General features: G+C 44.4%; 24 protein-coding genes. 11 read left to right on the forward strand and 13 right to left on the reverse strand.

The window, feature by feature from the left end; genetic code table 11:
• Positions 1-371 precede the first annotated feature (371 nt).
• Positions 372-1928: a DUF3612 domain-containing protein gene (locus MSG33_RS00300; protein ID WP_104973366.1), complete on the reverse strand. Its 1557-nt coding sequence runs from the start codon at positions 1926-1928 to the stop codon at positions 372-374.
• A 176-nt stretch (positions 1929-2104) separates the two neighbouring features.
• Between MSG33_RS00300 and MSG33_RS00305 the strand changes: the two genes are divergently transcribed.
• On the forward strand, positions 2105-2680 hold the full coding sequence (locus MSG33_RS00305; protein WP_248379337.1) for a hypothetical protein: 576 nt from the start codon (positions 2105-2107) through the stop codon (positions 2678-2680).
• A 104-nt stretch (positions 2681-2784) separates the two neighbouring features.
• On the opposite strand, the gene MSG33_RS00310 is transcribed toward MSG33_RS00305, so the two are convergent.
• Positions 2785-3798 carry a GGDEF domain-containing protein gene (locus tag MSG33_RS00310; RefSeq protein ID WP_005393654.1) on the reverse strand — a complete coding sequence of 338 codons (1014 nt, stop codon included), beginning with the start codon at positions 3796-3798 and terminating at the stop codon, positions 2785-2787.
• 366 nt (positions 3799-4164) lie between these two features.
• On the opposite strand from MSG33_RS00310, the gene MSG33_RS00315 reads away from it, so the two are divergent.
• From MSG33_RS00315 to MSG33_RS00325, 3 genes are read left to right on the forward strand one after another with little or no spacing between them, the layout of a single operon-like run.
• Positions 4165-5499 carry a DASH family cryptochrome gene (locus tag MSG33_RS00315; protein ID WP_248379338.1) on the forward strand — a complete coding sequence of 445 codons (1335 nt, stop codon included), beginning with the start codon at positions 4165-4167 and terminating at the stop codon, positions 5497-5499.
• Between the two features lie 3 nt (positions 5500-5502).
• A complete protein-coding gene (locus tag MSG33_RS00320) occupies positions 5503-7047 on the forward strand; it encodes a cryptochrome/photolyase family protein (protein ID WP_248379339.1) in 1545 nt (514 codons plus the stop codon).
• Positions 7047-7754: an SDR family oxidoreductase gene (locus MSG33_RS00325; protein WP_248379341.1), complete on the forward strand. Its 708-nt coding sequence runs from the start codon at positions 7047-7049 to the stop codon at positions 7752-7754. The genes MSG33_RS00320 and MSG33_RS00325 overlap by 1 nt, the downstream gene beginning before the upstream one ends.
• A 68-nt stretch (positions 7755-7822) precedes the next feature.
• Here the strand turns inward: MSG33_RS00325 and MSG33_RS00330 are convergent, their stop codons facing one another.
• Positions 7823-7969, reverse strand: coding sequence for a DUF2256 domain-containing protein (locus MSG33_RS00330; RefSeq protein WP_074189751.1), 147 nt, complete (start codon positions 7967-7969; stop codon positions 7823-7825).
• A 51-nt stretch (positions 7970-8020) separates the two neighbouring features.
• Positions 8021-9163, reverse strand: coding sequence for a peptide-methionine (R)-S-oxide reductase MsrB (gene msrB / locus MSG33_RS00335; RefSeq protein ID WP_248379343.1), 1143 nt, complete (start codon positions 9161-9163; stop codon positions 8021-8023).
• A gap of 203 nt (positions 9164-9366) precedes the next feature.
• Between msrB and MSG33_RS00340 the strand changes: the two genes are divergently transcribed.
• From MSG33_RS00340 to MSG33_RS00360, 5 genes are all read left to right on the forward strand, one after another.
• A complete protein-coding gene (locus MSG33_RS00340; protein WP_005393675.1) occupies positions 9367-9765 on the forward strand; it encodes an OsmC family protein in 399 nt (132 codons plus the stop codon).
• A gap of 129 nt (positions 9766-9894) precedes the next feature.
• Positions 9895-10449 (forward strand): sugar O-acetyltransferase, encoded by a 555-nt coding sequence (locus MSG33_RS00345; protein WP_005393677.1) that lies wholly within the window; start codon positions 9895-9897, stop codon positions 10447-10449.
• A gap of 87 nt (positions 10450-10536) precedes the next feature.
• The gene (locus tag MSG33_RS00350) at positions 10537-10770 is read left to right on the forward strand and encodes a hypothetical protein (protein ID WP_005393681.1); all 234 of its coding nucleotides are present in this window, start codon (positions 10537-10539) and stop codon (positions 10768-10770) included.
• A gap of 1030 nt (positions 10771-11800) precedes the next feature.
• Positions 11801-12670: a hypothetical protein gene (locus tag MSG33_RS00355; RefSeq protein WP_193447470.1), complete on the forward strand. Its 870-nt coding sequence runs from the start codon at positions 11801-11803 to the stop codon at positions 12668-12670.
• 31 nt (positions 12671-12701) lie between these two features.
• Positions 12702-16820, forward strand: coding sequence for a M66 family metalloprotease (locus MSG33_RS00360; protein ID WP_248379345.1), 4119 nt, complete (start codon positions 12702-12704; stop codon positions 16818-16820).
• 70 nt (positions 16821-16890) lie between these two features.
• Here MSG33_RS00360 and MSG33_RS00365 read toward each other — a convergent pair whose 3' ends face one another.
• The 4 genes from MSG33_RS00365 to MSG33_RS00380 form a co-directional block, all read right to left on the reverse strand.
• Positions 16891-17073 carry a hypothetical protein gene (locus MSG33_RS00365; protein ID WP_005393690.1) on the reverse strand — a complete coding sequence of 61 codons (183 nt, stop codon included), beginning with the start codon at positions 17071-17073 and terminating at the stop codon, positions 16891-16893.
• 164 nt (positions 17074-17237) lie between these two features.
• The gene (locus tag MSG33_RS00370; protein WP_006741273.1) at positions 17238-17924 is read right to left on the reverse strand and encodes a YafY family protein; all 687 of its coding nucleotides are present in this window, start codon (positions 17922-17924) and stop codon (positions 17238-17240) included.
• 47 nt (positions 17925-17971) lie between these two features.
• Positions 17972-18286: a hypothetical protein gene (locus tag MSG33_RS00375; RefSeq protein ID WP_104973374.1), complete on the reverse strand. Its 315-nt coding sequence runs from the start codon at positions 18284-18286 to the stop codon at positions 17972-17974.
• A gap of 115 nt (positions 18287-18401) precedes the next feature.
• Positions 18402-19325 carry a LysR family transcriptional regulator gene (locus MSG33_RS00380; RefSeq protein ID WP_005384329.1) on the reverse strand — a complete coding sequence of 308 codons (924 nt, stop codon included), beginning with the start codon at positions 19323-19325 and terminating at the stop codon, positions 18402-18404.
• Positions 19326-19463: 138 nt separating this feature from the next.
• Between MSG33_RS00380 and yjjG the strand changes: the two genes are divergently transcribed.
• Both yjjG and MSG33_RS00390 read left to right on the forward strand, forming a co-directional pair.
• Positions 19464-20138, forward strand: a complete 675-nt coding sequence (yjjG, locus tag MSG33_RS00385) for a pyrimidine 5'-nucleotidase (RefSeq protein WP_029800868.1) — start codon at positions 19464-19466, stop codon at positions 20136-20138.
• 51 nt (positions 20139-20189) lie between these two features.
• Positions 20190-20729 carry an NUDIX hydrolase gene (locus MSG33_RS00390; protein WP_248379347.1) on the forward strand — a complete coding sequence of 180 codons (540 nt, stop codon included), beginning with the start codon at positions 20190-20192 and terminating at the stop codon, positions 20727-20729.
• Between the two features lie 79 nt (positions 20730-20808).
• On the opposite strand, the gene MSG33_RS00395 is transcribed toward MSG33_RS00390, so the two are convergent.
• From MSG33_RS00395 to MSG33_RS00415, 5 genes are all read right to left on the reverse strand, one after another.
• Positions 20809-21243, reverse strand: coding sequence for a hypothetical protein (locus MSG33_RS00395; protein ID WP_054866909.1), 435 nt, complete (start codon positions 21241-21243; stop codon positions 20809-20811).
• Between the two features lie 20 nt (positions 21244-21263).
• On the reverse strand, positions 21264-21815 hold the full coding sequence (locus MSG33_RS00400; protein ID WP_248379348.1) for a YtfJ family protein: 552 nt from the start codon (positions 21813-21815) through the stop codon (positions 21264-21266).
• A gap of 78 nt (positions 21816-21893) precedes the next feature.
• Positions 21894-22613 (reverse strand): carbonic anhydrase family protein, encoded by a 720-nt coding sequence (locus tag MSG33_RS00405; RefSeq protein ID WP_020841751.1) that lies wholly within the window; start codon positions 22611-22613, stop codon positions 21894-21896.
• Between the two features lie 78 nt (positions 22614-22691).
• Entirely contained in the window at positions 22692-24035 is a 1344-nt protein-coding gene (locus tag MSG33_RS00410; RefSeq protein ID WP_248379350.1) for an outer membrane protein transport protein, read from the reverse strand.
• Between the two features lie 716 nt (positions 24036-24751).
• Positions 24752-26008 (reverse strand): type 2 secretion system lipase, encoded by a 1257-nt coding sequence (locus MSG33_RS00415; protein WP_005395362.1) that lies wholly within the window; start codon positions 26006-26008, stop codon positions 24752-24754.
• Between the last annotated feature and the right edge of the window lie 217 nt (positions 26009-26225).

Here is a 26225-nt window from a genome sequence, read left to right on the forward strand (position 1 = left end):
ATCAGGACTTTGGAGCAGTGGTAAGGTTAAGAATCCGAAATCTCACCATCATTTGGGTATAAGAATATATGACTTTACATGTTAATAGACTCTTTGCTGAGAGAGTCATTATTAGCAGTGCATGAAGTGGCATATTTGCATGTTGTTGCATTTTGCAAATGCAGTTTGCGAAATTTATGGTCAATAAAGCAACGATATGCATCTGGATCTATTAAAAAACGGCCTTTTTAAAGTTGGCACGCATCGTGCTTTATCTAGAGTGACCCTTATTAAGCCGAGGGTCACCTAGCCAACTGACGTTGTTAGTGAATACACATTGTTCACAAGTATATACCGCCAATCACGATTATTGTGATTGGCGTTTTTTCTTTCTAGAGACCAATAATATTCACGTTGTCACCTGTCTCATCGGCTTCTCCGCACTTACTGTAACAACTAGGCTGCCTTGGACAAACGGCTCCTCTTGAGCAGATTAGCCTAGCTTGGGTTTGAATACCTCGTTCTATCCAATTGATGTTTAATATCTTAGCAATGGTTGTTAAGTCTTTTTTGATGTGGGGAGGAATGACACTACTTCCGCCGGAAGCGACACAAAGTGACTTCAGCTCTTCCGCAATAGAAACTGCATCACCACCTTGTGCAGAAATCGCAGGGTTTAAATCTATCCCCGCGCACAACACTCGGTTGTTCCCCGCAGGGTCAAATACGTTGACTGATTCACAACAGTAAATACGTGGCTCGTCGCCCACATTCAAAATCGAAATTTGCGCTGAACTGGTATCCAAAGGTTGGGCTAGACGTCTAAATACGGCCCAGTGTTGGCAAGGATCGTTCACTTTGCGCATATTACCCCAAGGAAGCGGGATGCCATTTCCACGATATACCGCTTTCAACTTGCCCGGACCATAGGCATCAAAGTAGTGCCAATGAGGGTACGGAGAAACCACGGTCATACGACGCATCGCAACGGAAGGAGAAACGCCGGCCTTTTTGTGAACATCAATTTCGTAACCGGAACGGTCAAGCAACTGACGAAATGGTACTTTGGGGCAAAGCAGGGCACCAGCAAAAAAGCTGGACTCAAAATCGCGCCAAGCTTGTAGGATATCTTGCGAGTTGAGCTCAGAGTTGGAAACTGGGCTGTCCATTTGCTCCCAGTTGTTTTGATGCCCAATAGATAAAACGTTATTCATTGCATCACTGCTATGGAGCACGCGATGGCCGATGTATACCGCCAAGTCATATTTCAGTCGGGTTGGGTAGTCGCGCATTCGTTTATTGAGGTAAATGGTGCCAGGTGGCTCCATGAAAGACGTAATCAACTGTTTGGCGCTGACGCCCAGTTCATCAATCACATCCTGTGGTGCTCGGTCTACCCAGCGAATATCCAACCCCATGCTTTTCGCAATATCTATCAGATCTTCTACCGATAGATTCAGGCGTTTCAAGCCGACCTCTTCGGCAGCGCGTTCTAAATCAGGAAAATGGTTTTGATGGTTCTCTTGGTGCGCACGGATCAACAAGTGGGCGAATTGACGTCCAGTAATACCCGTTTGAGACAACATCTCTGGAATCGCGATTTGGAGAATATCATTGGAGAACAAAAAGCTCGGTTCCAATGCCATACCATTGATACCGCCACGATTCCCTTTGTTGGGGGTAATGGCCTCTAATTCCGGTTCATCATCTAAAAACCACGCAGGATCTTTTTGAAAAACTTCCGCGATTACTTCGAGCATATCAATACTCGGAACGCGTTTTCCGCGCTCTATCATCGAAAGGTAAGATACCGACGGTGCGTACTCAGGATTGATCCTTACACAGCGTGCAGATAAATCCTCCATCGTTAAATGGTTGTTTTTCCTTAGGTTGCGAATTTTCGTACCTAGAAAATGGGACTGACGAATAAGGCTTTTTGACACAGACATTTTGTAAAATTCACATTGTAAAATTTTTGTTGTGAAATTGTAGTCAATATTTCGCTAGTCTACATAATAAGCAGGCAAGGAAATTAACCATCAACTTCACAGAATTGCCTGAAACTTAAACGAAGGAATTAAGTTTTTACTCTAGGACGAGTTTTTTTAAGTGCGAGGATATGACGATGAATATGCTGAACTTCGATAAAAAAGAGATGCAACAACAACGCCCATTTATCGCTGAAGCTGTATTTGCCGTCGAAGCGGTAAGTGCTGAGCAGCAGAGCGAGAAGCAAGTAAAAGCGAAGCAACTACTAGACCGCATGTTCCCATTGGAGAACGGGTCGCACCAAGATGTATCAAGTTACGTAATTGATTACCGCCATGTATTGGCTTACTTCAAAGACGGCACACACAGCGGCCTGAAAAGCCCAAAACACTTTGTGGCGTATACGGGTGAGAAAGAAGATCCAAAATCGATCTTGTTTAAAGACGATTCAGGTAACCACGTAGAAGTGCTATTTGGCTGTCACAAAGGCACCGGTTGTGTGGAGTTGATGGATATTGATGACATTCAACTGGAAACACGCACTACGTTTAATCCTGAACTAACGGGTAATGCGCCGACGGCGATGCGCCACTGGATCAGCCTAATCAAAGGCGACAAAAAAGGTAAGCCGATGGCATGCAGTGAAGATAAAGAATACACTGCGAAAAACGGTGACGACTATATTCTAAGCTACTGCTACAGTGTCGATTAAGATGTGAAGCGCCAGATAAATAGACCCCGCACTCAATAGTGCGGGTTTTTTATTCTATTTCGAAAAAGTCGGTCCTATTAACCAAGCTTACATAACAAATTGATTTAAATGGGCATCACGCGGTTACGACCGAGTTGTTTTGCCTCATAAAGTTGCTTATCGGCTTTATTGACCAGAGCTTCAGGTGTATCACCCACCTCATATTCTGCTACCCCAAAAGAAGCGGTAATGCTGTGAACTTGTGTACCAGAACGCTTATCTCTGATGCGCAGTTTTTCTATCATGCGGCGTAGTGTGTCTGCATATTGGCGAGCAATTCGCAGAGATTTATTGGGCACAATTAAGGCGAACTCTTCACCACCAAAACGATACGCGCATATTCCATCTCGACAGCTTTGTTGTAGTCGACGGGCAATGGCTTTTAGCACCGTATCGCCGAAAAGGTGGCCGTAATTGTCGTTAAATGACTTGAAATGGTCGATATCAAGCATGATCAAGGTCATTGCTTGATTTGATGCGATAAGCGAAGACAGATCTTTATCAAAAGCTCGACGGTTGTAAAGGTTGGATAGACCATCAAACAATGCGTCTTGCTGTACTTCAGCCAGCTGATTTTTGAGGCGAGAAATTTCTTCACTCGCATTAGTTAATTGGCTATTCAAAAACTTTGTCGAGTGACGAATTTCGTGTGACTCTGCGACAAGTTGACGAATCACCACCATCACTTCTTCAATACTTAAGCTGTTGTCTTCAACTTTTTCTAGCTTATTAAAACTTTTGTCTACCATTTCAGAAAAGGAAGAAGTATCTGAAAGTGTATCGCTCATCGAGCTGGACACTTCATGCAGCAGAACTTCTACATTGGTTCTAAGATCTTCAAGGCTTGTTTCTGCTTTACTGGCAACATAGTTGTTATAAAGCTGTTTATTGGTTGCAGGCGGGCAGATACCGTAGTTTTCTAACACCGTATCCAACTCAAAGTTGAGTTCAGGAATGGTCTTGTCAACGTAGGTATACCAAAGCGCATAGTTGGCTGGCGTGGCAGCAACATGATTTTTGATCATTAGTGGGACCGCTTTTTTCAAATTAGCGGTCGATTTTTTAAACTCGTCGGTCATTTCTGCGATGGTACTAGCAAAATGGAATTGGACTTAGATTAACGGATATTAACCAATATCGCTTTAATTTTTATCATTTTTGCATGGTTTATATAAAAAATGAGTGATTAAGACCGTTATCAATATCGCCAAATTTTAATTTTATAAAATCTTAGTATGAAACATGTGCAAACGATGTTTTGGTGTTAAGGGCTCTAAGATGACCAGCCAATTGGTTTAGTGAGATTGTCAGTAACCTAATGATCGTAAAGCCCTATTGCCCGTACAACAACGAGTGGAATAAAAGACTTAGCGCTTAGGCTATTTGCAACAAGAACGCGGGACTCCGAGTTTACAAAAAACGAGTTTACAAAAAGAGGGTGCGACTTGGATAAGAAAATAGGACTGTATTGGTTCACTAATGACCTGCGTTTGCATGACAACCCGCTGTTGGTAGACGCTTGTGCAGAAATGGATGAGTTAATTTGTTTGTATTGTCGCCCCTCGGTGACACCTTACTTGCAGCACTTTGCGCAGGAGACCTCTTTAGGGCGTGCGAAATTGCAGTTTCTCGAGGCATCGCTTAATGAACTTAATCAATCTTTAGCTAAATTGGGGCAACGATTATGGACGGTTGAACTGACGCCCTATCAAGCGATCAAATATGCCATCAGTCATTTCGGTATCACTCATATTTATGCTGATGCGTTTGCTGGTTCGGATGAGCAACAGGCACTAGAGCGTGCAATTGAAGACACTCCCCATGTGAACATAAAACAGCAAGCGATCCGCACTTTGTTGTGCGAAGAGCAGTTACCATTTGAATTAAGGCAACTGCCTGCGACCTTCACGAAATTTAGAAAGCAGGTCGAAGGTTTAGACCTCTCTCAGCCTTACGAGAGCGTTCATGCTTTACCGCCAGCACCTTCAGGTATGAATTTTCCTACCGCCACGACATATTACTTTGACACCAAACCAGCATTTGATGGCGGAGAGCTGAGCGGTCTTGAACATTGTCGACGCTATTTTGCTTCAAGTTTAGCGAGCGAATATAAACAGACGCGCAATGGGCTTGATGGGGTGGAGTATTCAACTAAATTTTCACCTTGGTTAGCTCATGGTTGCGTCTCTCCTACAATCATTTATGCCATGCTCAAACAATATGAGCGGAAGAACGGAGCAAATGATTCAACCTATTGGATCTATTTCGAGTTGTTGTGGCGGGAATACTTTTATTGGTACGCGAGAAAGTATCAACAGAAGTTGTTTCGATTTGGCGGTATCGCCAACCAGCCACCACTGACCAGTTTTTATGCGCAACGCTTTAAGCAGTGGAAGAAAGGCGAGACACCTTTTCCAATAGTTAACGCATGTATGCATCAGCTTAATAAAACGGGTTATATGTCTAACCGAGGGCGCCAACTGGTCGCGAGTTGTCTGGTTCATGAACTCGGACTCGACTGGCGCTACGGTGCTGCTTATTTTGAAACTCAGTTGATTGATTACGATGTCGGCTCTAATTGGGGCAACTGGCAGTATTTGGCTGGTGTTGGCGCTGACCCACGTGGCTCACGTCAGTTTAATCTAGAAAAGCAGACACAAACTTATGATCCAGATTTCTCATTTATCGACAAATGGCAGGGGAGATGCGTAGGCGTACATCTTGATAGTGTCGATATGGTGGATTGGCCGATTGCGCCAAAAAAAGAGAGCGGGAGATAACCAATGCATTACGAGACGGTTCGGCTCATTCTTGGTGACCAACTTAATAGCGAGCATTCGTGGTTTCAACGTGTAGACGACTCGGTGCTTTACCTTGTCGCTGAGTTAAAACAAGAAAATACTTACGTTACGCATCACATTCAAAAGGTGTGTGCTTTTTTCTCTGCGATGGCGAATTTTGCTAACGAGCTGCAGGAAGAAGGGCATCAAGTTTTGCACCTTACGTTGGATGACACACAATCTTTCGAGGATCTTGCGCAAGTCTTACAACACTACGTGAGTGAAGTTGGTGCAAGTAAGTTTGAATATCAACGCCCCGACGAATACCGTTTACTAGAGCAGTTAGCCAAACTAAAGCTTGATGGGGTCGTGATGCGCAGCGTCGATTCGGAACACTTTTTGTTACCGTTTGAGGAAATAGAATTGCAGTTTCCCCAAGGTAAACACATCATGATGGAGCACTTTTATCGCCGTATGCGTAAGCGTTTCAACATTTTGATGCAAGACGGTAAGCCTATTGGTGGAAAGTGGAACTACGACGCCAATAACCGAAATAAACTTAAAGCAAAAGACATTGAACAGCTGCCAAAGCCATTAATGTTTAGTCATGACGTCAGTGATATTGTCGAGCGCTTAGGTCGGCACAACATTCAAACCATAGGTAAATTAAATGGTGATTTACTTTGGCCAGTAAATCGCTCTCAAAGCTTGTCTTTACTCGCGCATTTTTGTCAGGTCTGTTTGCCACTGTTTGGTCGTTTTCAAGACGCCATGACAGGTCAGCACGATGCTAAATGGAGCTTGTATCACAGCCGGATTTCGTTCTCGCTGAACAGCAAGCTGCTGAATCCGCGAGAGGTGATTGACGCTTCACTAAAGGCATTTCATGCCAATGCCGACATAGACATTTCTCAGGTAGAAGGTTTTATTCGTCAGATCTTGGGATGGCGAGAGTACATCAGAGGCGTTTATTGGGCGAACATGCCTCATTACCCGAAAAAGAATGAACTGGAAGCGAGTAGAAAGCTGCCAGACTTCTTCTGGAACGGCGAAACCAAAATGGCCTGTATGCGAAACGCGATTGGCCAGTCTCTTGATTACGCTTACGCGCACCACATTCAGCGCTTGATGGTAACCGGTAACTTTTGTTTATTAACCGAGATCGACCCAGATCAAGTGGATGAATGGTATCTCGGTATCTACGTTGATGCGATTGAATGGGTAGAAATGCCCAATACGCGCGGTATGGCACTGTTTGCAGATGGTGGGATTGTTGGCACCAAACCGTATGCGGCGAGTGGCTCTTACATCAACAAAATGAGCGACTACTGTAAGGGTTGCCACTACGACAATAAGGCTAGGAGTGGAGAAGGCTCTTGTCCGTTCAACAGCTTATATTGGCGCTTTATGAACAAACACGACAAACGCTTAGCAACGAATCCACGTATTGGGATGATTTTCCGATCTTGGGACAATATGGAAGAGCGGCAACGCCAAGCGATATTAGATACCGCAGAGCACTATATGGAAAACTTGGAGAGCTTGTAATGGACATACTGATCGTTGGTGGAAATGGCGGCATTGGATTGGCGATGGTTCAACAAGCGCTAGTTCGCTTTCCTCAAGCTCGCGTGCATGCCACTTATCGTGAGCACCAACCAGATTGGCAACACCCAAATGTAGTTTGGCATCAAGTGGATGTATCTCAAGATGAGCAGGTGAAAGAGTTCAGTGAGCAAATTGAACATGTTGATTGGTTGGTGAACTGCGTTGGTATGTTGCACACCCAAGAGAAAGGCCCTGAGAAGAATCTTAGCTCGCTCGACGCAGACTTTTTTCAGCAAACCATCATGGTTAATACTTTGCCGAGTTTACTGTTGGCGAAATACTTCACGCCCAAGTTAAAACGCAGTGCCAACCCTAAGTTTGCGACCATTTCGGCCAAAGTTGGCAGTATTAGTGATAATCACTTAGGCGGTTGGTACAGCTATCGTGCATCGAAAGCCGCGTTAAATATGTTCCTCAAAACCATGTCGATTGAATGGCGGAGAATGGTCAAACACGGGACTGTACTCGCTCTTCACCCAGGCACAACAGATACGGCTTTGTCGGCACCTTTTCAAGCGAATGTACCTGAAGGAAAGCTGTTTAGCCCAGAGCGTGTCGCGCGAGACTTATGGGGATTGATTGACAAAGCGACCCCGCAGGATAGCGGGGCATTTTGGGCTTATGATGGTGCCTTGTTACCTTGGTGAAGCGCAGCTTATGGGCCACGTTACCTTGGAAAATAAGGCTAGCAGTGCGGCATAAAGTTTTTGTGGTTCTAACTTTTGACTGATTTGTTTCTTCGGCAGCGCTCAGAACAGTAAACGACTTCGTCCCAATTTCTTGCCCATTTCTTTCTCCAAGAAAATGGGCGATGGCAAACAGAGCAGATTTTTGTTGGTAATTGTGTTTTAAAACCTTTCATCTGGTCCTTCCCATTCACCATCGTATGCCCTTGAAGTTGAATGAATACGAACTAGTTATCAAAGAGATACAGATACTCTTCATACCCCTGCGTTTTCATTTCACTTACAGGTACAAATTTCATTGCCGCAGAGTTCATGCAGTAGCGTAATCCTGTCGGCTTCGGACCGTCTTTAAAAACATGACCAAGGTGAGAATCGCCAAACTTACTGCGAACTTCCGTTCTTGGATAAATCAGCTTGTAATCGGTTTTTTCAACGATGTAACCTGGGTTGATTGGCTTAGTGAAACTTGGCCAACCCGTCCCCGATTTGTATTTATCGGTAGAAGAAAACAACGGCTCACCAGTTACGATATCAACGTAAATCCCCGCTTCTTTGTTGTCCCAATATTCGTTGTCGAACGGACGTTCGGTGCCTTCTTCTTGCGTTACGTAGTATTGCAACTCCGTTAAGTTTGATTTGATCTCGGACTTAGCAGGCTTACTGTACGCTTTCACTTTCGATAGTAACTTTTTTTCTTCGATCAACTGACGAAGCGTTTTTGAGTTCTCTTTACGATCATCACCAAATACTTCATCCAAGTATTTATCTCGACCAGACGCATAGCGGTAATACTTATACTTTAAGCTGCTCTTTTTGTAGTAGTCTTGGTGATACTCTTCTGCGGGATAAAACTTTTCAAACTCGATCAATTCTGTTTTCAACGGTTTTGGATAGATCATCGCCTTGTCGATTTCCATTATAAACTGTTCTGCGATCTGCTTTTGTTCAGCGTTATGATAGAAAATAGCAGGGCGATACTGTGGGCCACGGTCGACAAAAGAGCCTTTATCGTCAGTAGGATCGATATGACGGAAAAAGTAGTCCAACACTTGCTCGTAACTAACCACTTTAGGATCGTACTTAACTTCGATCACTTCTATGTGACCTGATTTACCTGATGAAACTTGGCGATAAGTTGGGTTTTCAACATGACCACCAGAATAGCCTGATACGACATCGACTACGCCAGTTAACTGTTCCAAATCAGATTCTGTACACCAGAAACAGCCGCCAGCCAGTGTGGCGATTTCTGCATTCTCTGAAGTCTTCATCTTATCCATCGTATCGGCGGTGCCTGCTTTACTCAAAAGTAGAAACAAGACAGGAAGTGCGAAAGAGAATCCGACCAATAACTTAGATATATTCTTCATAGCTACCTCAACGTTGTTTTCCGTAGAAAGTGTGACTGAAATAAAAAGTGTTACGTATAGAGAAAGGCAACCGAGCGAAAAAATTACAGCAATGTTGAAAATTCCGTTGCCCTTTTATGCGAGAAAGCTAAAGTATCGACACGAAATACACCGCTTGATAGGGCAACGATGTCTTCAACGAGCGATGCTAAATGAGGTAAATCATGCAAGCAGAAGTTAAATGGGTAGAAGATTTTAAATTCCTTGGGCAATCTCAGTCGGGTCACTCCGTAGTGATGGATGGCAATGGCGGTGCAACGGCACCAAGCCCAATGGAAATGGTACTAATGGCCGCTGGTGGCTGTAGCTCTGTCGATGTTGTCGACGGTTTGAAAACGGCAGGACAAAAGGTCTTGTCTGTTAATGCCAAGCTAACCACAGAGCGTCGTGAAACCGCACCACGTATCTTTACGCAAGTGAATATCCACTTTGAAGTTTCAGGTGACGAGCTTGACCCAGAAGTCGTAGCAAAAGTGGCGGCTGACTCGCTAGAAAAATACTGCTCGGTTTGCTTAATGCTAGGTGAAGGTGTTGAGATGACCCACAGCTGGGAAATCGTGTAAGTCGACAGACTCCACAAAATATAAAAACAGGAAAGAGAAAAGTGCAGGCTTTTCTCTTTTTTTATTCCGCAATTCACGTACCGTGTGATTAATCTGAAAGTAGTAATTGCAGGTTTTAGGAGTCTCTCAGTGACAGAACTCGAAAAAATGATGTCTGGTCAAATCTTTGATGGCATGGACAAAGAAATTGACGCAATTAGAAGTCATGCTCTTCAAGCACTTAGAGCGCTCAATAACAATACCGACGAAAGTCAGCGCGACGAATTACAAAAACAGCTGTTTGGCAAAGCGGGTCTTTGCATTGTTCAAGCCCCTTTCCATTGCGAATTCGGTAAAACCATCGAAATCGGCGAAGAGACCTTTATCAACATGAACGTGGTCATGCTCGATGGTGCCAAAATTACCATCGGGAACCACGTGCTAATCGGTCCAAGCGTGCAATTGTATACGGCTTCTCATTCTGTTGATTACCGAAGTCGCCGACGTTGGGAGACGTTTTGTAAACCTATCACGATTGAAGATGATGTGTGGATTGGCGGTAACTCCGTCATTAACCAAGGTGTGACGATAGGTGCTCGCTCGGTGATTGCGGCGAACTCGGTCGTCAACCATGATGTGCCGCCAGATTGTCTATACGGAGGCACGCCAGCTAAGTTGATTCGTCGTCTCAACGAAGAAGAGTAAGAATCGATAGTGATGGTATGATGACTCGCTTTACAGGCATAAGAGAATCATGCCATCAGAAAGGGATAATTCGCCAAGGAGTCTAAGATGTCGAACAAGACAGAAGTCCTCATGTGCCCTACATGTGGGGTAGAAACGCATCATGTAGTGGTGTTAGTCAGAAAGAAAAGTGGCTTTGAAGGCGATAAAAATCGCAACAAGAAAGAGTTCATTGCTGGCTTTCTTAAAAGCGTAGTATTCGGCGCCTTCCTTGCTTCTATGGATGAATTTGAACGTCACTTGATCTGCGAAAACTGTGGTCATAAAACCATTCAACAGTAACTGATAGTCTTTCTTTCTCTGCATAAGTTCATAAGTGCGGTTTGAAGCACTGGTTATTCAAATCGCATTATCCTCTTTTAGTGCTTTTGCTCTTCTCATGTTCCTCTCTCAAAAGTGAGTCACATCAGTACGCATTTTAACCGCTTGGGTACAGGTAACTCACTGCTATGTATAATAAATTTCGGTGGGAAATACGTGTTTCAGCTCGATGTTTAATCTCTGTTCTATCGACACGTTTTGGGTCCGTAAACACTTAAATTTCGTTTGCTTTATGTTGCATGCAGTGCAATTGTGTGAATCTGGTCACGTTATTGTTTAATTCATAAAAAAATATTTAATGAATAGTAATTCACAAATATGCTGACCGTATGTGCTATTTAGTTTTGACTTATCTTTTGAGTATTCACTTGGTGAATGTTTTGTTGATTTTAGATTGACTGAAAGTTTGATTTTCTATTCAAACTTGTCAAGGGTTGAATATATATATTAGAAAACATGAATTTGATCTTGTTTCTATCTTTTGTTTTAAATGCGAAATTCATTATTAACAACGGATGGTTTTGATGATTTCTCTTATGTGTATCCCACCAATTTTAGAAATTGAAAATTAAACTTTCTCAATACAATAACGACTAAAATTAAACGGAATGATGTTCTTATATTTTTTGTATTTTAACTTATACATTTTCACTCATTCATTTTAACTGTTTTTGTTGATTTTAAGTTGTTGATAATAATTGTCTTTTAGCTTTTATTTTAATGGCGTTGCTTTGCTGCTTCTTTAATGTTGTGGTGAGTGGTTTTATTTATAAAAAGTCATTTTAAAGTACGTTTTTAAGCAAAGTAGAACGCGACAATACTCAGATAAATAGTATTAAAAAATTAAATAAGGATTTAACCATAAGAGTAATTTTATGGTTGATAGGTTTATTGGGGTTGATTATCTGAATTTTTATGGAATTTCATCCCAATAATCTGTTTGTCTTTAAGTTTATTCTAATAAACTTAATTCTCATGGAAGTTTCAAAACATGCAGCACACAACAAAGTGGATGATGACGCCGCTTGCAATGTTGTTGGGTACGCTGTTTTCAGCGCCATCATTCGCGGTGGAAACGAGTGTAATTGATAGCACTAGCACGCCTGAATCTACACAAAATGAAGGAGATGCGTCCTGTATTGTTTGTAAGTTTAGTGGGGCCGTTTACCTATCTTACGATACAAACATTTACGATAAAGACGACTACCGTTCTGTCCGCAATTTCTCGTGGGGAGGCGATCTCGTTTATTCCTTTTCGAGCGACACAAAAGCCTATTTTTCTACGGGTGGCTATCGTGCCCTAGAAGATGAAGTCGGCACCTACGCGACAGATTCGGTGTTGGGCTTGCAATACACGAACCTATATCGCTTTGGAGATACAGGGAAAATCGGCGTTGCGGGTCAGCTCACCATTCCAACTTCAGAAACATCTCGTAAAGATGAACTGCACACCGCGGTTCGTTTAGATGTGCCGATCTCTTTTTCAGCTTGGAGCGTCGATTTTTCGGTTTCGCCAAGACTGAGAAAAAATTTCCACGAATACAAAACCATGGGGGGACGCTCGCTGACTGAGTGGACTTACTCATTGTTTGCTGTTGCGGAAAAGTCGTGGGAATCGTTCGCAGTGGGGATCACGGCGTTAGGTGGTAACAGCATCAGTTATCAAGGTACGCGCAGAAGCAGTTGGCAGTATGAGGGGGCGTTGTACGGCACATACGAGTTTGATGAAAGCTGGTCATTGCAACTCGCGGCGTCATCAACGGGTTTCTATCAAGATGCAGAGCGAGGCACCTTGGGCAACATCGATTTGTTGGACCAAGAGAAAGCGTCTTACATCGCGACAGTGACTTACTCCTTCTAGGAAAATAACAACAATTAAGGATATCCAAATAATGTTTAAAAAATTGACTCTGGTGTCAGCAATAACGGCCGCACTTGCAGGCTGTGGCGCAGATGATCAGGCGTATGACTATGTCGAAAGAGATGCAAAAGAAGTCGCAGTAAAAGACCTTAAAGACGGTCGTTGGTTTTACGTTCCGACGACTGGTGCCGCTCCACGCTTTGCTCTGAACCAATTCCCATTCTTGCAAGGTTCACCTCGTTACGTTGAGCTTTGTTTTACCAAAGAAGGTCTGGAAGTTCGCAGTTACGATAAAAACTACCCAGACGCGCATCTAAGCAAAGATGCCAATAATTACTGCGGTGAAGAGAAATTTGTCGCAGACGACGACGGCGTTAACTTCGCGCAAGTGCTGACGATTCCGGGTGACTTTGCGGCGTATCGCTGTCAAGAAGACGCGCATGGTGATTGCACCAACAAAGAAGAAACCAATGAAGACGCAAGCCTAAACTACAAGAAGAAAACCCACTTCACTCCTCGTCCTGAAGATCTCGAAATTGCAGAATTCAATATGGAAGATCTGTATGGCATTACCGAGGGCATTGATGAAATTGGCGCACCACGATTGATCTCGTGGGACTTTGACCCTAACAACGGTCTTCTCAATTTCGAACTAGAGCGCACGTTCCGTATCGATTTAGATAATATTTCCGACTACATCAACTTTGCAACGAAAGCGAGTTTGGATGAAGCTCTTGTGGATGGCGCGTTTAAATCTCGGTTCTACTACTCGTTAGTGCACGAAAGTGAAGTGGCAACCGAAGGTTATCAACCGATCTTGTACCCAGTGGGTGATGAGAACGACATTGGTTTCTTCACCACGTCGACGAAAAAGCTTAACCCAGTCACGAATAAATACGACCGTGATGTGGTTTACCTCAATCGTTTCAACCCGAATCAAGGTTCTATCAAATACTACTTGAGCGATAACTTCTTTGAAGAGAAGAACAAGTTGTTCTTGGATGCAACGCTGCAATCGATCGACAAGATGAACCAAGCGCTGAATGTATTTGGGGCGGATGCAGGCAAGCCCGAAATCGAGATTGTGAACAAAACCAAAGCGGCTGGCATACACCCAGGAGATCTGCGTTACAACGTGATTAACCTGATTGACGAGCCTCTAGCGAACGGTCTGCTTGGCTACGGCCCGTCGGTTTCTAACCCGATGACGGGGGAAATCATCAAAGGCCACGTGAACCAATACGCAGGCGTTGCAAGAACGGGGGTACCTTTCTATTGGGATAACTTGGCGCGATTCTACAATCGTAATCAGCTGGACTTAGATGGATTGGATCCACTGCCGACTAATAGTGAAACGGTGAAAACAGAGGTCGAGGATAGAGTTGAAGCCCTCTCGACAATGGCAGCGATGGCGAGCCTGAAATCGGATGAAAACATTTATGCGCCTTTCGTATCAAAAGAAGACATCGTTTCTGGCAAGGCGGCGACAAAGAGCCCAACTCAGCTAATGAAAAACTTCAATGATGATATGGAGTTTGAAAAGGTGGTTGAAGCTGAAGAGAACCGTTTGTCTTTCTGGGCAGAGAACAACGTCTATCCAATCGAAGCGTCGTGGGTTTCTTCAACCAATAAGGCCATGTTGGACAACTTGAAGTTGGATGACGAGCGTTACTTTGAGATCAAACTCGATGACGCAGGTAACGAAGTATCGCGTCAGCTTAAGCGTTGGAAATACCTGCCAAAAGAGTTGCAAGTGAAAGCCGCAGATGCGATTACGGTTGCGACTTACAGCAATACGCTTGTTCACGAGCTTGGTCATAACATGGGTCTGCGCCATAATTTTAAAGGCTCAAATGACAAAGCGAACTACTACACGCTAGAGCAAGCGCATCAACTTGGTTTGAACAACATTCCTGCTTACAGTTCGACGATGGACTACGCACCAAGCATGTTGGATGAAACGCCAACTTGGGGTCTGTACGATATTGCGGCGTTTAAGTTTGGCTACGGTCGTAAAGTCGAGACGATTCAAGATTCTTCAGGTTCAGCTCCTGCACCTGTTGCGAAACCGTCAGACAGTGCGAGCGATGAAGACAAAGCGGCATACGCTCGTTACCTCGCTGATCAGCAAGCCTACCAACAAAGCTTTGCATACAAGTTTGGCAACAATCCAGACAACACATCGCTGATGGTGTGTTCTGAAGTGAAGGCATTAACGGGGAACGAGAAAGGCAAATCACTCTACAACTGTGACTTCAGCCGATTCGATACCGCCGCGTTGTCTGATGATCCTGAACTGAATGCGAAAACTCGTTATGGCGCACTTTACTACCTAGATAAAGTGAATGAAATTGAGCGTAAGTCTTACGATTTCTGTACCGATGGGAACGTTTCTCTAAACAGCGACTGTAACCGTTTTGACGAAGGTACAAACCTAGAAGAAATTGTTTCTTACGAGTGGCAGAACTATCTCGATAGCTATGATCGACGCAACTTGGAGTTATATGGAACGACGGGATTATTCTCGTCCGATTATCCTGGTTACTTAGTGCGCCGTTACATGGAAATGAGCGCTATCCGTGACAAGATGGAAGATCTTGAGCGCATTGATAACCTGTACACCAATTTGGGTTACACTTCGTCAACGGATAAGCCGGGTGATTTCTTATTGCGCATTGCTTCAAACCCTCAATACTGTAGCGAAGGCAAAGCCGATAACTCATGGTTCTGTGATTACGCGAATGGGGCGAAAAAATCCGCGGCGTTCTTCCTTGATATCTTGCGCACACCAGAGCATCAATGTGTGATAGAAAATGCGGCAGGCAACCAAAAAGTGATTTCTTTTGGTCAACTGTTAGACAACAACTCACACCAAATTCCGGCTGATTACGATCTTTCAACAGCCAGCTGTTTTGATGATTTGGCAGCACGCTTTATCGAAGATTCAGATGAGGGCTATATAGCTGTTGCGGAAACTGCGAATGGACGCTTCCTAAACTCAATTGGTAGCTTTGACCCTGATTATCCTTGGTCAAATGCGGTGTCTGTGTTGGGCAACTGGCCAGACAAAGCGTTGGCGAGCCACTTCTTAGCACGTCGATTCTCGAACCGTTTTACCGATGAGGTGAGCTTTGCATCGCTGCTTGATATCCCTGGGGTGCAAGCTGAATACGAAGACATCATGGGCAACATCGTGGCAAATGATGCGTTAAATACGCCAGTTAAATTGGTGGGTAAAGACGGTAAGGAATACACCAATCTAAAAGGTGTTACCGTGAACCTACACATCACTGAGCAAATGGAGTCCCTACCACCAATGCCTCGTGGTATTGCAAGATTCCTTGATATTGGTGCAGAAGGCCGCGGACGTGTTGGCGATGTCATCTTGAGAATGGGTGTGCGCCAAATGAAGTCTTACGACTACACAGTGAAGACTCGTGGTCAATCTCAGTTTGATACGTTTACGAAGCAGCAAGACCGCTACGGTATTATTGCGGGTGACAAGGTTGAGTTTGTTATCGACGGCGAGAAGTTTGTGGCAACAAAAGCAAACAAGCTGGCTTACGACTACGCAAATCAACTGGTGACGTCCAAAGGTTACGATCTAAAAACGTACCTAGATAGCTATGAGCCTGCAACACTTAACAAGGTTGCAGAGAGCATCGATAGCGCTTGGGGGCCATTCCGAACAGCGATTGTCCCAGCGTTCCACGATCCTGTATTGCTGCTGGATGCGCCAATGGTCAACGCAATGAAGCGAACCATTGATGCGGATATCGCGGCAGGTGTGCTGTCGTTTAGCCAGTCTTTCATCAACTTTACGACAGCGAATGTGACTTCTGGTGATTTGGTCATCGATGCAACTTCGGGCACATTGAGCTACAAAGGTGGTAAAGCGCACGATGAGCTGAAAGCGTTCGAAGCTTACACTGATGCGATGCTTTTGATTTACAACGATCACGCCGAAGACATGATGTTCGCGGTCGACAATGTGTACGCAGGGTACATGGCGTCTTCAGATGCTGACAAAGAACTTTGGCTGAAAGATCTCAATATGATTCAAGCGTATTTGCGTGGTGATATCGGCGCTGTGGCTGGTGATTACTACAAGATGCTTGATCGCCTACCAACTGCAGTGAGTTTCCAGTAAATAACTCTTAATTCACTCATACCAAGGCCTGCAGCAATGCAGGCCTTTTTAGTCATAGGATTGATGGAATTTAGGAGTGAAAGATGATCTGTCCGTCTTCTGTCATCACAAGTGTCGCTTTGCTTTGTTCGATAAGTTGGGCAGCATAAGAAGGGGTAACGGCCTGCATATCACCTTTAGATCGAAGAGTTAAAGACTCCCACGCTTGATCTCGATATTTCCCTGCTTGGGTGTATTGAATCAGTACTTTCATAGCTTCACGCTCCGGTGTGGTTGACGTGCTACTTAAGTTAACGATCTTAGGTTGGTTAAGCATCTGTTAAAAGTGAAACATTAGTTTAACCAAATGTGCCTTTCCAAATATCACGCATTGAGCAGAGCAATTTAGAATCCTTGTGATGGAGGGATGAAGAACACTCAATCTTTCGATTCATACTGCGCAATATAATGTTTGAGAGATTTGGTTTCCGCACTCTGAAACTCTTCATCGTGCATACGCAGTGCTTGTATACGGTCGAGGCGGAACTGGCGGTAGTCATCGCGCAATTCGCACCAGGCGACCAGCGTCCAGACTTTGCCCCAAAAGAACTGGCCTAACGGTTGGATTTTTCTCTCGGTCACCTGTCCGCTTTCATCTTGGTAATCCAAACTGACCTTAAACTGATGATCAATCGCGTGGCGCAGAAGCTGCCCTCGTTTGGCAGTTTCGGATTGGGTGTGATAATCGGGCACAATCAGCGGACAATCTTCCACTTGTTGTTTGAGCTTATCGGGCAATACCGAAAGTATTTTGGCGGACGCAGAATGAGACGCTTCGGCGAGTTCGGCATCCGACCAGGCTCGAACCATCCGCATACCCAGTTCAAGCGCCATCATCTCTTTTTCTGAGAACATCAAAGGCGGCAGATGAGAGCCCGCTTGCAACAGGTAGCCGACACCTGCTTCACCTTGAATAGGAACACCAGAACTAAGCAACGACTGAATATCGCGATAAATCGTACGTTCGCTGACTTCCATTCTTTCTGCGAGCTCTTTCGCTGTCACGGCGTAACGCTTTGCGCGCAAAAGCGTCAGTAGCTCAAACAGTCGTTCTGATTTGCTCATGATGTTCCTTATCTAGACCTACTGGTTGTTAGTGGTAGTGCGGCTGATTACTTCTCTAGCTCACTGCACATTTTTAAGTTGTGATGTTTAAGCTCGAAGCTTTCGCAGTCAATCATTGATAACAGAGGCTGAAATTCAGCGGCTTGCTTAAGCTGTTTTCCCGCCTGTTTTGCATCGTCCATTGAACGCCAGTAAATGATGTCTGTCCACACATCGTCCGTCGCTTCGTGACTGAGTGAGCGATACAAAAAGCCTGGCAGATTCTTCACAAACGTTTGTGACTGTTTGGCAGCGGCGATCACGTCTTGCTCTGTTGTGCCTGTGGTTAGACGAAATTGCACAGTTTCGATAACGGTTTCCATATTGTGATTCCTTATTGGTTTTGGCGGATTGCCTGTTGAGTTCCAAATAAGGTTACGCGGATGGAATGTCAGAACATGTCAGTAGTGAAATCTCACTCACTTATCATCAATATGGTTATTTTTCTGGGCTGTTGTAACGATCCCAGTAAGGTAAATCTGTGCCGAGTTTTTCGCTGATAAAATCGATAAAGGCTCTTACTTTCAACGGCATGTGCTTGCGCTCAGGAAAAACCGCATAAATGGCGTGTTCTGGTAGAGAATACTCTTCCATCACCGGTTTTAGATTTCCTGCAGCAAAGTCTCTTCCTGCAATAAACGTCGGCAGTTGCGCAATGCCCGAACCTCTTAACAGCAACTGGCGAATGGCTTCGCTGTTATTGACGATAAAGTTTCCTTTTGGAAGTACCTTGTATTCGCTGCCGTTGTTGATGAACATCCATTCGACGCCGCCACGGAAATAGGAGTAGCGCAGGCAGTTGTGACTGACTAAATCACTTGGTTTTTGTGGTGTGCCGAACTCCGCTAAGTAATCTGGCGAGGCACAAAGCACACTTTTACAAGGGGCGAGACGTTTTGCGATTAGATTGGAAGAGGTGAGTTCACCAATACGGATCCCCAAATCAAAACCGTCTTTAACCAAATCGACCATTTTGTCTTCGAGGTTTAAATCCACTTCAATTTTCGGGTAACGAGCGAGAAACTCGCTGATCAAAGGCGCGATATGCAGCACACCGAAAGACATCGGCACGGTAATTTTGAGCCGACCTTGTGGAGAGCCTTGCAGCTCCGATACCGCGTCCACGCCTTGCTGGGCTAGGTTGAGCGCTTGAGAGGCGTACTCAAAATAGCGTTCTCCCGCTTCGGTCAGGCTCAGCTTACGCGTGGTTCGGTTAAGGAGACGAATACCCAAATCGTCTTCTAGTTGGTTGATGCGTTTGCTTATCGCCGATTTCGTCAGATTCAGCTGTTTGGCCGCAAGGGAAAAGCTGCCGCATTCGACAACAGCAACAAAAACGGGCAGGGAGGCAATCGCGTTCACATCAATCTCCTATCATCGTGAAGCATTTATTGTTGAGCACAAGGATACAATTAATTTCCAATTATAGAGATTATCTTCAAGAAGAAAACAATCTAGACTATGCATCAGTATTACGACCTTGATTTTGGGAAGAAGAAAATGAAGTACGATTGGATCCTGTTTGACGCTGACGAAACCTTATTCCACTTTGATGCTTTCAAAGGTTTGCAGCTTATGTTTTCTCGCAAAGGCGTAGATTTTACTGAACAAGATTTTGCTCATTACCAAACCGTAAACAAACCGCTTTGGGTGGATTACCAAGACGGCAAAGTAACGGCAGATGAGCTAAAACATAACCGCTTTACCGAGTGGGCTGAGAAGTTGAATACCACAACAGCAGATCTCAATAGCGCATTTTTAGAAGCAATGGCCGATATTTGCAGTTTGTTGCCAGGTGCAAAAGAGCTGATGGAAGCGCTGCAAGGCAAAGCTAAAATGGGCATCATCACCAACGGTTTTACAGAGTTGCAAGCAATTCGCCTTGAGCGCACAGGGATGACTGAGTATTTCGATAAAGTGGTGATCTCTGAACAAGTGGGCGTAGCAAAACCGGACTTAGGTATTTTTGAATACGCGATGCAGCAAATGGGCAACCCATGCAAAACGCGCGTACTGATGGTGGGTGACAACCTGCATTCCGATATTCTTGGTGGCAATAACTTTGGTATTGAAACTTGCTGGTTAAATACCACAGGCGCAAGCGTCGATGAGCGTATCGCACCAAATTACACTGTTGAGTCTTTGAGTGAACTAAAGAACATTTTGGTGGCGTAACCGAATCGGGTATTATTCCGCAGTAACCCCCAGAAAAATCAAGGAATAACCATGTCAGACATCAAACAGTTAGACAGCAAAGTCGTTTACCAGAACAAGTGGATGACGGTGCGTGAGGACAAAATTTTACGTCCGAGCGGCGCAGAGGGCATCTATGGTGTGGTCGACAAACCTGATTGTGCTGCGATTCTGGCTATCGATAATGGGTTGATTCACTTGGTTCAGCAGTACCGTTACACCGTAGGTCAACGTTGTTGGGAGATCCCACAAGGGGCGTGGGAATCAAACCCAGATGCGGATCATCTTGAGCTTGCCAAAGGTGAGCTACGTGAAGAAACGGGCATGCAGGCGAGCGCAATGGCGTATGTCGGCGCGCAGTTTATCGCATACGGCTTTTTGAATCAGACATGTCACGTCTATTTCGCCAGTGACTTAACGGATGTGGGTAATCAACTAGACAGTGAAGAAGAGGATTTGATCACTCGCGCTTTTTCGGTTGAGGAGTTCGAACAGATGATGATCGACGGCACGATCAAAGATTGTGTCACTATCGCTGCTTATGGTTTGGCGAAGCTGAAGAAAGTCATTTAGTTATCCATGACGATTTTTTAATGAAAACAGCGGCCTAGTGCCGCTGTTTTTAGTTCGGGTGAGCTCGTTGAGCCATCGCTTACTCGTCGATTTTCTTACCTAAAATTTCTACTTTCGCTTTCTTGGTCACCCCCGCGACTTGTAGCGCTGTGCTGCCAACCGATTCATAGTTCAACTCGATCTTGTCTAATTTCGCGTTATCTTTCGTTGGTAGGCTTAAGCTTCTTGATGACATGCCTTTAGTCAGAACACCTAAACTGTCGAACGTCTTTTCCTGACCATCTTTCATGATGACTTTAACGCTTTTCAGATCGACCGTACCTTGCGTACATTTGATTTTGATGTGGCTGAAACGAGCGTTAGCAAATGGTGATAGTGGATTGACTGTGTCGGTTTCCGATTTAAAACTGACGGTTTTATCTGCAATCTTGTCCCAATCGCTGTCTCCAGCAACCGATTGGAAAGAGGCTACAGCCGCTAAAAGACAGAGCGCGATGGTGTTGAACAGTTTCATAGCTTTTCCTTACCTTAGGTTTAGATATTCTGTTTAATCAGTTCGATGACGTGTGTGACTTCGTCTTGAGTTAAAGCCGCTTCTTTCACGAATAAAATTTCGCCTTGTTTATTTTGTACGATAATCGCAGAACTTTCTTGCTGTAGATCCCAAGTTGTTGCTAATACGCCATTTTTGTCTAACACCATGGAAGACCAAGAGAATGTCTTTTTGCTGTCCTCTGCCGACGATTTTACAAATGTACCGGTCCCCCAAATGGCGTCTTCTTGGTTGATCACGGTTGTGGTCTGATACTGATCTTCAGGAAAGTGAGCGGCAGTGATTGCTGACATCAGCGGCGCGTTCATCTCTTTAGCTTTACTACGACCTGCAATGGCTTGTATCACACGGACTTTGCCTAACATCTGCTGAGTTGCCCAAGGTTGATAAGCCACATCGTCTCCTCGCAGCGTCATTTCGCCATAGGTATCAATGCTGACGGAAGGGGTGGTTTGACCGACAGAAAGGTTATGAGAGAAGGCGAGTGTCGGGGCGAGTGCGAGTAAGAGTGACAGAACAGATGGAGTTTTCATTGGGGGTTCCTGTAACGAAGTGAGGTTAGAGCGAATCAAATAAGGAGCAAATACGATGCCCCTTATCGGATTTGGCGATTAGTTAGAAAGTACAACGCGCGCATTTAGCGGTTGCAGCGGACGATTGTTTTGTCCCATGACTTCCATCAGTTTCGCGGCTTGATCTTTGGATAAGGTTTGAGTGTCTTTAAGCACAAACCAGCGCACACCTTCTGAACATGGTGGTGTGGTTAAAGAGCCGTTAAATCGATAGTAGTTTGCAGTTTTTGGCAGTAAGTCGTTAATCTCAAACGTATCTTTAAAGAACGTGGTTTGATTCTCTTGTGGGATTGCGTTGATCAGTTTAGACAGCGCTGCGTTTTGATCGCCTGCATCAAACATCACCGAAATTACCGCCAACTCGCCGTCTGCGTTGGCGTGTACAAAGTGCGCTTCAAGTGGATATTGGCGGCCTTTGATTTGGTTTTCTGAAGGTGTGTGGAAATGGAACTGTTGCAGCTCGAACGTCTCGCCATCGATGGTGAAGCTGTTACGTCCGTTCACTTGCGCTTGCAGCGTATGACCATTGTTGGTTAAACCAATGACCTGACCAGTGTACGAAAGGTTCAATGCTTCCAGTTTTGCATCGGCAGGGTTGTCGATGTTGATTGGGCTTTGGTTTTTTGTGGTAGCACAGTCTTTGGCGATTTCTCCCCAGTGCTCTGGCCCGTGTTTGTCATTGCCATAGCCCCATTCCGAAGCCTGAGCAGCGCTTAGAGTGAGAAGTGAGAGTGAAAAAGCAAGTAGTGTTTTGTTCATAATAATGTCTCTGTTCGGTCGCTTTGATAAGCGTTGTTACAAGGCAATGACCTAGAGGTTTGATCACTGCCTGACAAATTAGAAACGGTGGCTGAGTTGGGCACCAATTAGGAACGCATTTGAATGGGTCACGCCCGTCACCATCGGTGCAGGAACACCTTCATACGCGTACTCTTCTACGTTGACATCTTCACCAATCAAGTACGTCATGCCGATGTCAACCGTGGTATCTGATGACCATTGGTAAGAGGCCCCCGCGGATAACCAGTGACGGTTCGAATCTGGGATAGAAAGCGAAGTCAGCTCATCGACAGGTGTTTTGTCGAACATGTAACCCGTGCGAAGTGTCCAACGTTCATTGGCGTACCAAGTCGCACCGATGGAGTAGTGCGCGGAGTCTTGCCACTGAAAATCTTTTAGCAACTGATCATCAGCTTTCAAGCTGTCAAATGCTGACCAACCAATCCACTGCACAGAATAGTGCAGGGCAAATTTAGGTAAGACGCGGTGATAACCGGAAAACTCCGCAATATCCGGTAGCGGCATGGCAAGCGAGTCGTACGATTCGCCAGCAAAGTGGATGTCGCCCTTGGCATTAATGTTAGGGCTGTGTTTGTAGCTCAAACCTAAGCGATGACGTTCGTTAAACTCGTACATTATGCCAATGTTCGCGCCAAGCCCAATGCCGCCAGCTTCCACATCAAGTGCGTTGCCTTTTACGGATCCACAACGTTGTTCTAGTTCGTTTCCAAGGATGTTCCCACCAACGCAAACACCCACGTCCATGTCGCGGTACAGCTCACCAGAGCCGTAAATCACATCAATACCACCACCGATACTAAAACGGTCGTTCACCTTGTATGCCAAGCTTGCACCAAGGTTGACACTCGCTACGCTGGTGACACCGCCAAAAACAGGTGCGCCATAGTTTGGTTTAAACTCCATGTCGGTTCCGAAGTTGGAGTATGCCGATAAGCCTAGATACCAGTCGTCGTTGATAGGGTGAATAAAGTAAAAATTGGGTACAACGGCTGGTTGACCAACGCCATCGACGTCATCAATGTCGGTCACGGTTTGAGAGAAGGACGGGGTAATGTCAACTTGAGGGGACGGAGGAAAACCGCCCATACCAACATTGACATCTGCATTAATATTAGCTCGATGATATTGCGCATTTTTTACGGTAACGTCAGGTTTGACGTAAGTGACACCGAACGATAAGGCACTTTGTTTAAACAGCGTCATCGCTGCGGCGTTGCGGCTGACTACAGACGCATTATCACCAATGACGGCATCACCAGCAAAAGCACGACCAAGACCCGTCGCCGAATGTTCGTTAATTTGAAAACCACCGGCATACGCCGTCGAGGAGGCTAACCCGATTAATAAATAAATCGGTGAAAGAGTGAATTGTCGCTGCATGTTTTTCTCATGAATTAATTAGAAGTTGTATTGCAACGAAAATTAGTAAAATAAACAAATCTGACCAGTGTATTTAGGAGTAAAACTAACAGTGTGCTGACAATAAGTAAGTTTAACTTAATAAATATTTATTGTTGAATTTATTAATGCTTCATGGCGTGAATATAGTAGTTATTTTGCGTGTAAATTAAATCCTGAACCTCTATTTTTATTTTTTCGGTATTACTTCTCTATTTTTATTGTGCTGACTGTTCCCTAACAAATAGAGGGAAATCCAGCGATAAAGTGTCCGTGATGGAAACTCTGAGTCATTTGTATTTCCATTGCATCCCAACGTTGGTAGTTCGAATCAGCAAGAGAACTATCGTTTAAACCCACATGACACACTCCTCTCGGTCTTACCTGTGTTATGTGGGTATTTTTTATTTAACTTGTCACTTAACCCTTCTTTAAATTCAATAATAAAAAATGACCATGATGAAATTTAAATGGATTGCATGTTGAATAAGTTTAGATTTTACTGGTTTGCTGATATTTAAAAGTTTTGTTTATAATACTTATAACTTGAAATTTTGTATTTCAATTATTGTTCATCTATATTTAAATATAAATTAGACTCATGTATATGAAAACAAAATGGCCACGAAATATCGTGGCCATTTTTAATCATCAACGTATTTATGATGATTAAGAGTTTAACCTATAAGAAAGTCTTATTAAAAGCGAAACTCTTCTAAGTTATTGCTGCTTTCCAACATTTTTTCAGCAACATAACGATGCGTGGCTGTGGTTGGGTGAGTCACATCCCAGAACACAAACTTATCTGCGCCAGATGCCGCACACTCAGAGCGTAATGAATGGGTGTACATGTAATCCACAGAAGATGAGCGGTTGATGTCCAGACAAGGATCACTTGCATTCACGAACCCGTGTTCTTCTGGTGCCGAGGTTAACGTCTCAAACAGCGCGTGCGTATCAAACAATGAAATGTTGTAACCTTGAGCTTTATAGTACATCGCTTGTGCTTTGATGAACTCGTTCATTTTCAATACTTTCGCGCGAATCGTTTCAATTTCTTCCTGCGTTGAGTATTTGAACTGTGGTGCTTTGGTTGCGTCTGGCAGTGTCATCAACATGAAGTTCTTCGCGCCCGCGTCTGTTAGACGAATCAGAGCTTCAGCGTAATCCGCTTTTACTTCCGGCACGCTACGGTTGTAGTTCATGAAATCATTTAAACCAAACTCCAACGTAAACAATGTGTTTGCTGGGTTGTAGTTTTTCGCCAGTTTTGTGTAGGTCAAGTAAGAAGAAACTTGTTCGCCGACACCTGTTAGCGCAATGTATTGGTTCTCACCTGCTGCGCCGCCAACTGCCCAGTTATAAAGCGGTAAGTTTTTGGCTTTAGCCACGTATTCCGTCCAAACAAAACCGTTCGAGAAGTGACCTAAGAACCAGCTGTTTGGGTTAGGGAAGCGCCATTGGGAAGCGTTAAAGATGTTGCCTGTATCAGATAAGCTGTCGCCCAAAGCCACTACTTTGTTGATTTGATCTGGTTGCATTGCAGCATCATTGCTCCAGATCGTGTGGTTATAAGAATAGCGATTGTCAGCAGCAAAAAACGTAATGTCTGCGTTCTCGTTCGCCAGATCTAGTGTTTCTTCACAGCGCTGGCGAATCACGTTTTGTGAAGTGTTGGTGTAGAACATGTTTTTAAATGAAACAGAGCTCCACCAATAACCGTCGATAGTGAAGTCACTACCATCTTGGTTTTTTGCCCATTTCCAGTCGGTAGCCGCATCATCCTTAGAGTGGCTCGTACGATACCAGCAGCGAACGTAAGTATAGGTTTGATTTTCTTGCGTGCTGACCACTTCAGACGCAGAAACCATTTCTGGTGATAATGTTGGCTCCTCTGCAACGGCAGAGGCAAGCGGAAGTAATGCAGTTAATAGTGTGATTGTTTTTTTCATCATTCACTCTTCTTGTAATGGTTATGGTTCCGAATACGTGAATACGCTCGGCTATAACAGTATTTAGATGAGAATTTTTCTCACTAAACCTTCTAATTCTGAGTCAATACTCAAGACAGTCAACAACTAAATATTCAATATTTCAGTTTTGGCACCACGGTCAAAAAATCCATTCAGCATAGCAATCGATTAAATGTGTATTATTTAGAATAATTACTCA

It is taken from the genome of Vibrio sp. 1CM7H, from assembly GCF_023161645.1.
Classification (GTDB): Bacteria; Pseudomonadota; Gammaproteobacteria; order Enterobacterales; family Vibrionaceae; genus Vibrio; species Vibrio diabolicus.